General features: G+C 72.1%; 10 protein-coding genes. 4 read left to right on the top strand and 6 right to left on the bottom strand.

The window, feature by feature from the left end; genetic code table 11:
* Nucleotides 1-51: 51 nt before the first annotated feature.
* The gene (locus CTJ15_RS23985) at nt 52-747 is read left to right on the top strand and encodes a GntR family transcriptional regulator (RefSeq protein WP_171979033.1); all 696 of its coding nucleotides are present in this window, start codon (nt 52-54) and stop codon (nt 745-747) included.
* A gap of 26 nt (nt 748-773) precedes the next feature.
* Here the strand turns inward: CTJ15_RS23985 and zwf are convergent, their stop codons facing one another.
* The 4 genes from zwf to CTJ15_RS15025 form a co-directional block, all read right to left on the bottom strand.
* The gene (gene zwf / locus CTJ15_RS15010; protein ID WP_075821681.1) at nt 774-2237 is read right to left on the bottom strand and encodes a glucose-6-phosphate dehydrogenase; all 1464 of its coding nucleotides are present in this window, start codon (nt 2235-2237) and stop codon (nt 774-776) included.
* Between the two features lie 35 nt (nt 2238-2272).
* Nucleotides 2273-4084: a phosphogluconate dehydratase gene (edd, locus tag CTJ15_RS15015; RefSeq protein ID WP_019460819.1), complete on the bottom strand. Its 1812-nt coding sequence runs from the start codon at nt 4082-4084 to the stop codon at nt 2273-2275.
* A gap of 142 nt (nt 4085-4226) precedes the next feature.
* Nucleotides 4227-5771, bottom strand: a complete 1545-nt coding sequence (locus CTJ15_RS15020; protein WP_099781661.1) for a DegQ family serine endoprotease — start codon at nt 5769-5771, stop codon at nt 4227-4229.
* A gap of 91 nt (nt 5772-5862) precedes the next feature.
* Nucleotides 5863-7245: a HAMP domain-containing sensor histidine kinase gene (locus CTJ15_RS15025; RefSeq protein ID WP_099781662.1), complete on the bottom strand. Its 1383-nt coding sequence runs from the start codon at nt 7243-7245 to the stop codon at nt 5863-5865.
* 415 nt (nt 7246-7660) lie between these two features.
* On the opposite strand from CTJ15_RS15025, the gene CTJ15_RS15030 reads away from it, so the two are divergent.
* Nucleotides 7661-8716: an Ldh family oxidoreductase gene (locus CTJ15_RS15030; protein WP_058390242.1), complete on the top strand. Its 1056-nt coding sequence runs from the start codon at nt 7661-7663 to the stop codon at nt 8714-8716.
* Between the two features lie 40 nt (nt 8717-8756).
* Here the strand turns inward: CTJ15_RS15030 and CTJ15_RS15035 are convergent, their stop codons facing one another.
* Nucleotides 8757-9452: a response regulator transcription factor gene (locus tag CTJ15_RS15035; RefSeq protein WP_026033129.1), complete on the bottom strand. Its 696-nt coding sequence runs from the start codon at nt 9450-9452 to the stop codon at nt 8757-8759.
* Between the two features lie 357 nt (nt 9453-9809).
* Between CTJ15_RS15035 and CTJ15_RS15040 the strand changes: the two genes are divergently transcribed.
* Nucleotides 9810-11246: an aldehyde dehydrogenase family protein gene (locus CTJ15_RS15040; protein ID WP_075823314.1), complete on the top strand. Its 1437-nt coding sequence runs from the start codon at nt 9810-9812 to the stop codon at nt 11244-11246.
* A gap of 18 nt (nt 11247-11264) precedes the next feature.
* Nucleotides 11265-12017, top strand: coding sequence for a glucose 1-dehydrogenase (locus tag CTJ15_RS15045; protein WP_099781663.1), 753 nt, complete (start codon nt 11265-11267; stop codon nt 12015-12017).
* A 560-nt stretch (nt 12018-12577) separates the two neighbouring features.
* On the opposite strand, the gene CTJ15_RS24405 is transcribed toward CTJ15_RS15045, so the two are convergent.
* Nucleotides 12578-12775, bottom strand: a complete 198-nt coding sequence (locus CTJ15_RS24405) for a hypothetical protein (RefSeq protein ID WP_155985199.1) — start codon at nt 12773-12775, stop codon at nt 12578-12580.
* Between the last annotated feature and the right edge of the window lie 58 nt (nt 12776-12833).

Raw genomic sequence — 12833 nt, forward strand, 5'->3', positions numbered from 1 at the left:
AATATCATTCGAATTCGACGTCGATTTTCGAAAATACGGAGCGCGACCGAAGTGCAGCAGGTGAAGGAACGGGCCGAAACGCGCACGCTGGCGGGCGATGCCTATGCCACCATCCTGGACGCGATCCGCCGGGGATCGCTGCCGCCGGGCCAGCGTCTGCGCTTCGCCGACCTCCAGGCGCTCTGCGGCACCAGCGTGTCCCCGGTGCGGGAGGCGCTGGTCCGGCTGACGGCGGAAGGCTTCACCCTGGCCGACAACCACCGGGGCTTCTGGGTGGCGCCGGTTTCCGCCGCCGAGATGATGGACATCGTGCACAACCGGCAGCTGCTGGAGGGCGAGGCCCTGCGGCTGTCGATCCTGCACGGGGACGCGGAATGGGAAAGCCGCGTGCTGGCGGCCCATCACCTGATGGCGCGCCTGCCGCGCGAGCGCGACGACATCCCCTCGGCAATGCGGGACGACTGGGAGCAGAAGCACACGGTCTTCCACACCAGCCTTCTCTCGGCCTGCGGCTCACCGATCCTGACCGGCCTGTGCGGGGCGCTGCTGGCGCGGGCGGAACGCTACCGCCGCATGTCGGTCAGCATCCCGGGCGTGAAGCGCGATGTCGTGCGCGAGCACCGGGACATCCTCGACGCCACGCTCGCACGGCGGCCGGAGGAAGCGGTGCAGGCCCTGCGGGAACACTACCAGCGGACGGCGGATGCGGTCCGCCTGTTCTTCGACCGGCGGCAGGAGCCGGGGTAAGGCAGCCCCCCCCGGCCCCGCCCGTCTCACTCGTACCAGGTGCGGCCGTCGCGCTCGATCAGGGCGATGGCGGCGGTGGGTCCCCAGCTTCCGGCGGCGTAGGGGCGCGGGGTCTCGGGCTTGTCCTCCCAGCTTTCCAGCAGGGGCTCGACCCAGTTCCAGGCGGCCTCGACCTCGTCGCGGCGCATGAAGAGCGTGGCGTTGCCGCGCACCACATCCATCAGCAACCGCTCATAGGCATCCGGGTAGCGGCTGTTGAAGGCCTTCTCGAAGGAGATGTCGAGGCCGGTGGGGCGCAGATGCAGGCCGCCGGGGCCGGGCTCCTTGGTCATCATCTCCAGCCGCATGCCTTCCTCCGGCTGCAGGCGGATCAGCAGGCGGTTGGGCTCCAGGTTGCCGGCCTCGCCGGGAAAGATGGTGAAGGGCGGCGAGCGGAACTGGATGACGATCTCCGAGACCTTCTGCGGCAGGCGTTTGCCGGTGCGGAGATAGAAGGGGACATTGGCCCAGCGCCAAGTGTTCACATAGGCCTTCATGGCGATGAAGGTCTCGGTGGTGCTGGCGCCGTCGCCCAGATCGGCGAGGTAGCCCGCGACCGGCTGTCCGTTCACCGCGCCGGCCGTGTACTGGCCGCGCACGATGGTGCCGGCGAATTCCGCGGGCACGAGCGGGCGCAGGGCGCGCAGCACCTTCAGCTTCTCGTCGCGCACCGCATCGGCGTCGAGCGAGACCGGGCTTTCCATGGCGAGCAGGCAGAGAAGCTGCAGGATATGGTTCTGCAGCATGTCCCGCATGGCGCCGGACCTGTCGTAGTAGCCGCCGCGCCCTTCCACGCCCACCGTCTCGGCCACGGTGATCTGGACATGGTCGATCATGTCCGCGTTCCACAGGCGCTCGAAGATGGTGTTGGCGAAGCGCAGCGCCATCAGGTTCTGCACCGTCTCCTTGCCGAGATAATGGTCGATGCGGAAAAGCTGCGCCTCCGGCACCACGGCGCCGACCGCGTCGTTGATCGCCCGGGCCGAGGCGAGATCGCGCCCGATCGGCTTCTCCAGCACCACGCGCGACTTCGGCGTCAGGCCGCCATGGGCTTCGATGTTGCGGCAGATCGGGCCATAGAGGTCGGGCGAGGTGGCGAGGTAGTAGGGACGCACGACATCGGGGCGTTCGTTCAGCCGCTCCATCAGCTCGGGCCAGCCCTCCTCCCCGGCGCCGTCCACACGGTTGTAGACGACCAGCCGCAGGAAGTCCTGCACCGTGGCGGCGTCGAAATCCGCCTTCACGAACTGCCGCAGGCCTTCCTCGGCGCGGGCGCGGTAGCCGTCGTCGGAAATCTCGGTGCGCGCGGCGGCGACGATGCGGCAGCGGTCGTCGAACTGCCGGTCGCGGAAGCGGTGATAGAGCGAGGGCAGCAGCTTGCGCATCGTCAGGTCGCCGGTGGCGCCGAAGACGACATAGTCGAACTGCGGAACGGGAACGATCTTGGCCATCACGGTCTCTCGGGTCTCTTTCCTGGCGGTGACGGTCAGAAGACGCTGGCGCCGTTCTCGGCGGAGCCGACGCTGGCGCGGAAGGCGGTGAAGAGCTCGCGCCCGACGCCGCTGTGGTAATGCGCCAGATCGGCCTCGGCAGGGCGGCGGGCGGCCCATTCCGCGGGCGGCACCTTCACCTCCAGGCGCCCGGCCACGGCATCGACGCGGACGATGTCGCCGTCGCGGATCCTGGCGATGTCGCCGCCCTCGGCGGCCTCGGGCGTGACATGGATCGCGGCGGGCACCTTGCCGGAAGCGCCGGAAAGCCGCCCGTCGGTGACCAGGGCGACGCGATGCCCCCGGTCCTGCAGCACGCCCAGCGGCGGCATCAGCTTGTGCAGCTCCGGCATCCCGTTGGCCTTGGGCCCCTGGAAGCGCACCACGGCCACGACATCGCCGTTCAGCTCCCCCTTCTTGAAGGCCGCCTGCAACTCGGACTGGTCGTGGAAGACGCGGGCGGGGGCCTCGATGACATGGCGCTCCTCGGCCACGGCGGAGGTCTTGATCACCGCGCGGCCGAGATCGCCTTCCAGCACGCGCAGCCCGCCGGTCGGCTGGAAGGGCGCGCTGGCCTTGCTGATGATCTTCGGATCGGCGCTTTCCGCCGGTACCTCGCGCCAGGTGAGCGTGCCGTCCTCCGCCACGCCGGGGTCGGCGACATAGCCGCGCAGCCCGGTGCCCCAGACGGTGTTCACATCCTCGTGCAGCAGCCCGGCATCGAGCAGCTCGCGGATCACGAAGCCCATGCCGCCGGCAGCGTGGAACTGGTTCACATCCGCCTTGCCGCTGGGATAGACGCGGCAGAGCAGCGGCGTCACCTCCGCGAGATCGCTGAAATCGTCCCAGCGCAGGGTGATCCCGGCGGCGGCGGCCATGGCGACGAGGTGGATGGTGTGGTTGGTGGAACCGCCCGTCGCGTGCAGCCCGACCATGCCGTTGACGAAGGCGCGCTCGTCCAGGATGCGGCCGACCGGCATGAATTCGTTGCCGGAGGCGGTGATGGCCAGCGCGCGGCGCACGGCCTCCTTCGTCAGCGCGTCGCGCAGCGTGGTGCCGGGGTTGACGAAGCTGGCGCCCGGCAGGTGCAGGCCCATGATCTCCATGAGCATCTGGTTGGTGTTGGCGGTGCCGTAGAAGGTGCAGGTGCCGGGGCCGTGGTATGACCGCGTCTCCGCCTCCAGCAGCGCCTCGCGCCCGACCTTGCCCTCGGCGAAGAGCTGGCGGATGCGCGTCTTCTCATCGTTCGGCAGGCCGGAGGTCATCGGCCCGGCGGGGATGAAGACGCTGGGCAGGTGGCCGAAGGAGAGCGCACCGATGACGAGGCCGGGCACGATCTTGTCGCAGATGCCGAGATAGACGGCGGCATCAAAGGTCTGGTGCGACAGCGCGACGGCGGTGGCGAGCGCGATGACATCGCGCGAGAAGAGCGAGAGCTCCATTCCCGCCTCGCCCTGCGTGACGCCGTCGCACATGGCGGGCACGCCGCCCGCTACCTGCGCCGTGGCGCCGGCCGCGCGCGCGGCCTCGCGGATCAGCCCGGGGAAGCGCTCATAGGGCTGGTGCGCCGAAAGCATGTCGTTATAGGCGGTGACGATGCCGAGATTCGGCGCGTCGCTGCCATAGATGCGTTCCTTGTCGGCCGCGCCGCAGGCGGCAAAGGCATGCGCCTGGTTGGCGCAGCCGAGCGCCTTGCGCGGGGCCTTCGCCGCGGCGGCTTCGATGCGGTCGAGGTAGCGGGAGCGTGCCGGGCGGCTGCGCTCCACGATGCGTTCGGTGACTTCGCCAATCCGTGCCTGCAACGTCATGTTTTCGATCCGTCGGAACCCGGCCAGCAAACTGCGCATTGTGCGGCGCCGCCGCAAGCCGATTATGCGGGGCCGGAACGCAGGAAAGGGCGGCCCCTGCGGGAGCCGCCCTCGCCCTCTCCATCCCTGGCCCCAGGGGGGGTCAGCCCTGGTGGGACTTGCCCGCCTGCGGCGCCTGCATCGCCACGAAGGCCCCGTGGCCGTCGCGCAGCACCCGCAGCGCCACCGCGCCGCCATGGCTCCGGGCGGCCTCGCGGATCGCCTTCGCGGCGTCCTCGGGGCTGGCCACCGGCTTGCCGGCGACGCTGGTGATCACGTCGCCCGCCTGCAGCCCGGCCTGGGCGGCGGGGCCGTCGGGCTCCACGGCGGAAACCACGGCGCCCTTGGTGCCGCGCGGCAGGTCCAGGCCCTGCTGCTCGGCCTCGCGGATGCTGGCCAGGCCGATGCCGAAGCGCGGCTGGCCGTCATCCTCGCCATGGCCGGCCTGGGCCTGGGCGCCGTCCTGGGCGGGCAGCGAGGCGAGCTTCACCGGGAGCTTCTGGTCCTCCCCGTCGCGGCGCGCGGTCAGCGTGGCCTCGGCGCCGGGGTGGTGGTCGGCGATCACCCGGGCCAGCTCGCGCGGGCTGTGGATCGCGGTGCCGTCCACGGCGGTGATCACGTCGCCCGCCTTGAGCCCGGCGCGGGAGGCGGGGCTGTCGGGCTCGACCTGGGCCACCAGCGCGCCCTGGGCCTCGGGCAACTGCAGCGCCTTCGCCATGGTGGCGGTCACCGGCTGGGTGCTGGCGCCAAGGAAGCCGCGCTCGACATGGCCGTTCTTCTCCAGCTGCGCCACCACCGTCTGGACGATGTTGGAGGGGATGGCGAAGCCGATGCCGACCGAGCCGCCGCTGGGCGAGAAGATGGCGGTGTTGACGCCGATCACCGTGCCGTCCTGGGCGAAGAGCGGGCCACCGGAATTGCCGCGGTTGATCGGGGCATCGACCTGCAGGAAGTCGTCATAGGGGCCGGCGCCGATGTCGCGGCCGCGGGCCGAGACCACGCCCGCCGTGACGGTGCCGCCGAGGCCGAAGGGATTGCCCACCGCCACCACCCAGTCGCCCGGGCGGGCCTTGTCGGAATCGCCCAGCTTCAGGAAAGGCAGGTTGCCGCCGGCATCGATCTTCAGCAGCGCCAGGTCGGTGCGCTCGTCGCGGCCCACGATCCGGGCCGGCAGCTCGCGCCCGTCATCCAGCGTCACCTTCACCGAGGCGGCGTCCTTCACGACATGGTTGTTGGTGACGACATGGCCCTCGGCATCGACCAGGAAGCCGGAGCCCAGCGCCTCGGCCACGCCGCCGCGCGGCCCGCCCTCGGGGGCACCGAAATAGCGGCGGAACATGCGGTCCTGCGGCGAGCCCGGCGGGAAGGGCGAGCCGGCCTCGGCCTGCTGCTGCGGCTTCTCGATGGCGGTGATGGTCACCACCGCCGGGCGGACTTTGGCGACCAGATCGGCAAAGCCCGGAAGGCCCTGCATGGCCGGGGCCACCACGGCGGCGGCGGGCTGGATCTGGCCGCCCTGCGGAGCCTGGACGGCACCCTCGGCGAAGGCGGGCGCCCAGCCGGTGGCGACGCCACCCAGGGCCGTGCCGGCCAGCAGCACGGCGGCGAAGGCGGCGTTGCGACGGCGGTTGCGGAAGGGATTCGACATCCGAGCGGTTCCTCTCAGGACTGCGGCCGGTGGTGATGCCACCGCGATGGATGCCATCTGGACCCGCGCCGCTGGAGACGCTCCGACAGGATCATGAAAGAGTTTTCAGGGTTCCGGACCGGGCTCGGGCGCGGCGGGCGGCGGCGGAAAGGTCCAGGGCGACGGTGAGCCCCCTCCCCCCCGGCCCGTCATGGAGTTCGAGGCGGCTGTCATGCAGGCGCGCGACCGCGGCCACGAGGGCGAGGCCCAGGCCGGTCCCCGGCGTGTTGCGGCTGCGGTCCAGCCGGTAGAAGCGGCGGAGCACCTTCTCCCGCTCCTCCGCCGGGATGCCGGGACCGTCGTCGGAGACCTCCAGCACCGGGCCGGGGCGCAGCGTGACGCGCAGCGTGCCGGCGCCATGGGCCAGGGCGTTGTCGAGCAGGTTGGCAAGGGCCTGGCGCAGCAGGGTGGCATGGCCGGCGATGCGCTGGCCGGGGGCGATCCCGGCCTCCAGCCGGCGCCCGGCCTCCTCGGCCACGGGGGCATAGACCTCCGCCACCTGGGCGACGAGCGCGGAAAGGTCGAGCGGGGCGATGTCGTCCCGCCCCGCCCCCGCCTCGGTGCGGGCGATGCGCAGCAGGGCGGAGAAGGTGGCGAGGATGCCGTCGAGTTCCCCGATCGCGGCCTCCAGCGTGGCGGCATCGGCCTCCGGCTCGCGGGCGCCGGCCAGCGCCGTTTCCAGCCGCTGCCGCAGGCGGAAAAGCGGCGAGCGGAGATCGTGCGCCACGTCGTCGGTGACCTGCCGCACCTCGGCGACCAGGCGCTCGATGCGCTCCAGCATGGCGTTCATCGTGGCGGCGAGGCGGTCGAACTCGTCGCCGCGCCCCGAGGCGGGCAGGCGCCGGCCGAGATCGCCGGCCATCACGGCGCGGGCGGCGGTGCTGACCCCGGCCAGGCGGCGCTCCAGGCTGCGCGCCGCCAGGAAGCCCAGGGCCAGGGCGAGCACGGCCCCCAGCGCGCCCGAGATCCAGGGCGTCCAGGCCAGGGCGGCGGCGGCGCGCTCGGCCGGGGCGAGGTCGGTGGCGAGGACGAGCCCGACGCCGCCCTGCAGCACGGTGCCCAGGGCCCGCAGCCGGGTGCCGTCCTGCCCCCGCAACGTGGCGAAGCCGCGCAGGCCGGGCGGCACGCCGGGCAGGTCGCCCAGCAGGGGGCGGCCATCGGCGGTCTGCAGTTGCACACGCAGCGGGCCGCTGCGGCGGACATAGGACTGCGCCACGGTGGCGAGGCCGGACAGGCCGCCAGCCTCGTATTCGCGCAGGAACCCCTCGGCCTCGGCGGCCAGGATCAGGTCGAGCTGCTGGTTCAGCGCCGCCTGGGCACGCAGCCAGCCCCAGCCGGCGCCCAGGCCGGAGGCGAGCATCACCACCGCGGCGATCAGCAGCGCGGCGCGCGGGGCGAAGGAGCGGGTCCAGCGGAAATGGCGGCGCAGGCGCATGGGGCTTGGGGAACCGGGCTCCAGGAAACGCGGTGCCGGGGGGCACCGGGCCGGGCGCGCGGAGCCCGGAAGCGGATCATGCGGCGGGCGGCGCCATTCCGGCACCGCGATTCCCGGCGCGCGGGAGCCGGCGGCGATGGCTGTAGGGCGAAACCGGCCCGCGAGGCGAGTCCGTATGGCGGCGGGTCGGGGGGGCGCTCTCCCGGTCCGCCCTCCCCTTCGCCGCTCACCGCAAAGGCCCTCCCCGCGGCGGGCCCGGTGCCGGAGCGGCGCGGACCGTGGCAGGCTGTCCCGCAGAGCCCCGCCCTCGGGGCCCCGTCCCCGGGACCCCGGAACAACAGGTCAGGAAGGAACATCCGCGCATGAAGACCGACACCCCCCTCCCCGCCCCGGCCACCTCCACCGGGGCGCAGGCGTGAGCGCGTCCGCATCCATCGCCCCGCGCCACCGGCCCGAGGCGCTGCGCGCCTTCGCCGCCCAACTCTTCGGCGCGGCGGGCATGGAGGCGGACAAGGCCGGGGCCGTCGCCGATATCCTGGTCGAGGCCGACATGCTCGGCCACGACACGCACGGGCTGGAACTGGCGGCGCGCTACCTGGGCGAGATCGAGGCCGGGACCATGGCCCTGCGGGGCGAGCCGGAGATCCTTTCCGACCGGGGCGCGGCGATGGCCTGGCGGGGCAGGCGGCTGCCGGGCGCCTGGCTGGTGCTGCGGGCGCTGGAGGCCGCCTATGAACGCGTGGCGCAATTCGGCATCGCCAGCATCGCCATCGGCGACTGCCACCACACCGGCTGCCTCGCCGCCTATCTGCAGCGCGTGGCGGAACGGGGGCTGGTGCTCTCGATCCATTCCTCGGCGCCCGGCGCGGCCTCGGTGGCACCCTTCGGCGGGGTGAAGGGCACGCTCTCCCCCGCCCCCTTCGCCTTCGGCTTCCCGACCGGCGGCGACCCGGTGATGATCGATGTCAGCGCCTCCATCACCACCAACAACATGGCGCTGCGCCTGATCCGCGAGGGACGGCGCTACGAACGTCCCTGGCTGATGGATGCGGAGGGGCAGGTGACGGAGGACCCCACCGTGGTCCAGCGCGGCGGCACGGTCCTGCCGGCAGGCGGCCAGGACCACGGACAGAAAGGCTATGGCTGGGCCCTGACCGCCGAGGCGCTGAGCCAGGGCCTGTCCGGCCATGGCCGCGCCGACGGGGCGCCGGGCATGTCGAACGCCGTCTTCCTCCAGGTGATCGACCCCGGCGCCTTCGCCGGGCTGGACGCCTTCACCCGGCAGGCCGACGCGATCACCGGCAACTGCCGCGCCAGCCCGCCGCGCCCGGGCTTCGGCCCGGTGCGCCTGCCCGGCGAGGCGGGGCTGCGCCGGCGGGCGGCGGCGGAACGCGACGGGCTCGCGCTGCGGGCGGGCATCCTCGACGCGCTGCGCCCCTGGGCGGAAAAGCTGGGCGTCGCCATGCCCTGAGGGGCGTCGTGCCGGCCGCGGACGGGCACACGGGCCGGGCTCACCCCTCGGCGCCGGCCCGCTCCGGTGCCTCCAGCGCATAGCCGGCGCCGCGCACGGTGCGGATCATCGGCGGCTCGCCGCCCGCCTCCAGCTTGCGCCGCAGGCGGCTGACATGGACGTCCACCACGTTGGTGGTGGGGTCGAAGGAGAAGTCCCAGACCTTCTCCAGCAGCATGGTGCGGGTCAGCACCTCGCCCGGATGGCGCAGCATGTACTCCAGCAGGCGGAACTCGGTCGGCAGCAGCTCGATGGGCCGGGCGCCGCGCGTGACGGTGCGGCGCAGCAGGTCCATGCGCAGATCGGCCAGGGACAGTTCGGTGGATTCCGTGCTGGCGGCGGGGCGGCGGGCCAGGGCGCGCAGCCGGGCGCGCAGCTCGGCGAAGGCGAAGGGCTTGGCGAGGTAGTCGTCGGCGCCCGCCTCCAGCCCCTCCACCTTGCGGTCCACCTCCCCCAGCGCCGTGAGCATCAGGACGGGCGTGGCGATGTTCGAGGCGCGCAGGGCCCGCACGATGGCGACCCCGTCCGGCCCGGGCAGCATGCGGTCGGTGACGATCACGTCGAAGGGCTCGTTGAGCGCCAGGAACAGCCCGTCCCTGCCGTTGCGCGCGACATCCACGACATGCCCGTCCTCGCCCAGGCCCTTGGCGATGTAGTCGGCCGTGACCGTATCGTCCTCGATCACCAGGATGCGCATGCCGCCGTCACCTTCCGCCGCCGTCATCCCTCCCATGTGGTGCCTACGGGCCGGGGCGACGGCCCCCGGTTGTGACGCAGATCGGGCCAGGCGACAACGCGGCCCCCGGGGGTTCGTTCACAGGAGCGGCCTCCAGGGAACGACAAGGGGCCGGCGGGTCGTTGCGGGGCCGGCGAAAGTCCGGCCGGGGTTGGACCTCGGGCGGCGGCGGTGCCAGTCTTGGCGGCCAAGAGTCGCGGGAGCGGCCGGAACGGAGGAAACACCCGGCGAAGCGGCCCGCCCCGGCGGCGGCGCCACCGGCACCCTTTCCGTCCCGGCCGCGGCGACGCCTGCTCGGAGGATGGGAAGGACTTGCCCTTGGAAACCCACAAGCACTTCATCGGCGGCCGCTGGACCGGTCCGGACAAGTACCTGCCGGTGGCCAATCCCTCGGACGGGCAGGTGATGGCCCAGATCGCGCGCGGCACCGCCCAGGACGTGGACGCCGCCGTGGCCGCCGGACAGGCGGCGATGGAGGGCGACTGGGGCCGGCTGGACGCCGCCACGCGCGGCCGGCTGCTGCTGCGCCTGGCCGGGCTGGTGCGGCGCGACGCCGAGGCGCTGACCCGGATGGAAAGCGAGGATGTCGGCAAGCCGCTGGCCCAGGCGGCGGCCGACGTGGCCGCCTGCGCGCGCTACTTCGAGTTCTATGGCGGCGCCGCCGACAAGGTGCATGGCGAGACCATCCCTTTCCAGGAGGGCTACACCGTCCTGACGATGTGGGAGCCGCATGGCGTCACCGCCCATATCGTGCCGTGGAACTATCCGCTGCAGATCACCGGCCGCTCGGTCGGCGCCGCGCTGGCCATGGGCAACGCGGTGGTGCTGAAGCCGGCGGAGGACACCTCGCTGACTGCGCTGGCCCTGGCGCGGCTGGCGGACGAGGCGGGCTTCCCGGCCGGATCGTTCAACGTCGTCACCGGCCTGGGCGAGGAGGTCGGCGCGGCGCTGAGCGCGCATCCGGGGATCAGCCATATCAGCTTCACCGGCTCGCCCGAGGTCGGCACGCTGATCCAGGCGGCGGCGGCGCGGAACACCATCCCCGTGACGCTGGAGCTGGGCGGCAAGTCGCCGCAGATCGTCTTCGCCGATGCCGACCTGGCGGAAGCGGCGCCGACCGTGGTGAAGGCGATCATCCAGAATGCCGGCCAGACCTGCTCCGCCGGATCGCGCGTGCTGATCGAGGATTCCATCTACGACAGCTTCACCGCCGACCTCGCCGCGCGCTTCCGCGAGTTGCGCGTCGGCGCCGCGTCGCAGGACCTCGATCTCGGCCCGGTGGTGAACGCGGCGCAGAAGGAGCGGATCGAGCGCTACCTCGCCATCGCGGAGCGCGACGGGCTGCCCATCCTGGCGCAGGGCGAGCTCGGCCCGAACCTGCCGCGCGACGGCTTCTACGTGCGGCCGGTGCTGATCGGCGACGTGCCGCCGGACCATGTGCTGGCGCAGGAGGAGATCTTCGGCCCGGTTCTCGTCGCCATCCGCATCCGCGACGAGGCGGATGCGCTGCGCGTGGCCAACGGCACGGCGTTCGGCCTGGTGTCCGGCATCTGGACGCGCGATGTCGGCCGCGCGATGCGGCTGGCGCGTCGCGTGCGCACCGGGCAGGTCTTCGTCAACAACTATGGCGCGGCGGGTGGCGTGGAACTGCCCTTCGGCGGCATGAAGCGCTCCGGTCACGGGCGCGAGAAGGGTTTCGCCGCGCTCCACGGCTTCGCCACGCTGAAGACCATCGCGATCCGGCACGGCGCGTGATTCCAGGGAGGGAATAGGATGAGGCTCAAGGACAAGGTCGCGCTGGTCACCGGCGCGGGCGGCGGCTTCGGCGAGGGGATCGCGAAGCGCTTCGCGCAGGAGGGCGCGAAGGTCGCCGTGCTGGACCTGCGCGCCGATGCGGCGGAGCGCGTGGCGCGCGAGATCGGCGGCGGCGCCATCGCCGTCACGGCGGATGTGGGCGACGGCCCCTCCGTGCACGGCGCGGTGGAGCAGGTGCGCGCGGCCTTCGGCGGGCGGATCGACATCCTGGTGAACAATGCCGGGACCACGCACCGCAACCAGCCGGTGCTGGATGTGGACGAGGAGACCTTCGACCGCGTCTTCCGCGTCAACGTGAAGTCGATCTACCTCTTCGCGCGCGAGGTCGTGCCGGTGATGCGCGACGCGGGCGGCGGCGTGATCCTGAACATCGGCTCCACCGCCGGGCTGCGGCCACGGCCGGGCCTGTCCTGGTACAACGCCACCAAGGGCGCGGTGAACGTGATGTCGAAGTCGCTGGCGCTCGACTTCGCGCCGTGGAAGATCCGCGTGAACGCGATCTGCCCGGTGATGGGGGCGACGGGACTGCTCACCGAGTTCATGGGCGTGCCCGACACGCCCGAGAACCGCGCGAAATTCGTCTCCACCATCCCGCTCGGCCGCATGTCGCGGGCGGAGGACATCGCCAACGCGGCGCTCTACCTCGCTTCCGACGAGGCCGAGTTCATCACGGGCGTGGAATTGCCTGTGGATGGCGGGCGCACCGTCTGACACCGGTTCGCGGAAGACAGGACTTCCGCGGACCTCTCTCGCGCGCCGTACTGACCGGCCCGCGGCGCGCGGGGGAAGGCTTGCACGGGCCGGCACGGAAAGGCCGCTTTCCTTGCGCCGGCCGGAACGACCGCAGCGCAAGGCCGTGCGCCCCGCCCCGCCATGGCCCCCGGCGCGCGCCGGGTTCCGGAAAATGCGCTGGCATCCCGTGCCACTTGCGCGCAGAATGCCGTGGCGGACAGGACTTCGCGTTATCGCGCCCGCCGGTCCGCGGCCCGGCTTTCCCATGGGCATCGGCATCCATGGATTGCCTCTGTGGATGGAAGCGGGCAAAACCCGCCCCGATCCATGATCCGGATGGGCGCCGGGAAGAAGCGCAGGGTTGACTCAGGCGGGACCGGTTTCCGCAGAGGGCCTGAAAGGCATTCGCAATCGTTGTTTGGCCAGGAACTTCGTGACGGAAGACAGATTGGAACGCAGGGTTTGACAGCCGGTGACAAGTCTCCGCCAAGCCCTGTCCCACCTGCCCTTCGCACAGGTTCTACAGATATTATGAGAACTCATCGGTGCAACTGACGCGCGAGCAGTATGCGATCGCGGAATCGCTCGGCTGTCGTTTCCTGCCGGCGACCGAATCCCAGATCCATCGCTTGTCCATGCAGCAGCGGATCTTCTGGCTGGACGGAAAGGCCTTTGTCGTGAGCCGCCGGGACGGCTTCCACGAAACCGCCGGCACGTTGCGCCGCCTTCTCGCGCATGCGCCCGCCCCCGGCCTTTCCGAAGGGCCTTCCGGCGGCCATGCCGCGGCTCCGCCCA

The sequence above is a fragment of the Roseomonas sp. FDAARGOS_362 genome (genome assembly GCF_002754815.1).
Lineage (GTDB): Bacteria > Pseudomonadota > Alphaproteobacteria > Acetobacterales > Acetobacteraceae > Roseomonas > Roseomonas mucosa.

What these genes read in the sequence shown, in the direction of transcription:
- zwf (WP_075821681.1), bottom strand. Translation starts at nt 2,237, where the DNA reads ATGGCCAAGATCGTTCCCGTTCCGCAGTTCGACTATGTCGTCTTCGGC.
- edd (WP_019460819.1), bottom strand. Translation starts at nt 4,084, where the DNA reads ATGACGTTGCAGGCACGGATTGGCGAAGTCACCGAACGCATCGTGGAG.
- CTJ15_RS15020 (WP_099781661.1), bottom strand. Translation starts at nt 5,771, where the DNA reads ATGTCGAATCCCTTCCGCAACCGCCGTCGCAACGCCGCCTTCGCCGCC.
- CTJ15_RS15025 (WP_099781662.1), bottom strand. Translation starts at nt 7,245, where the DNA reads ATGCGCCTGCGCCGCCATTTCCGCTGGACCCGCTCCTTCGCCCCGCGC.
- CTJ15_RS15035 (WP_026033129.1), bottom strand. Translation starts at nt 9,452, where the DNA reads ATGCGCATCCTGGTGATCGAGGACGATACGGTCACGGCCGACTACATC.
- CTJ15_RS15045 (WP_099781663.1), top strand. Translation starts at nt 11,265, where the DNA reads ATGAGGCTCAAGGACAAGGTCGCGCTGGTCACCGGCGCGGGCGGCGGC.
- CTJ15_RS24405 (WP_155985199.1), bottom strand. Translation starts at nt 12,775, where the DNA reads ATGCGCGAGAAGGCGGCGCAACGTGCCGGCGGTTTCGTGGAAGCCGTC.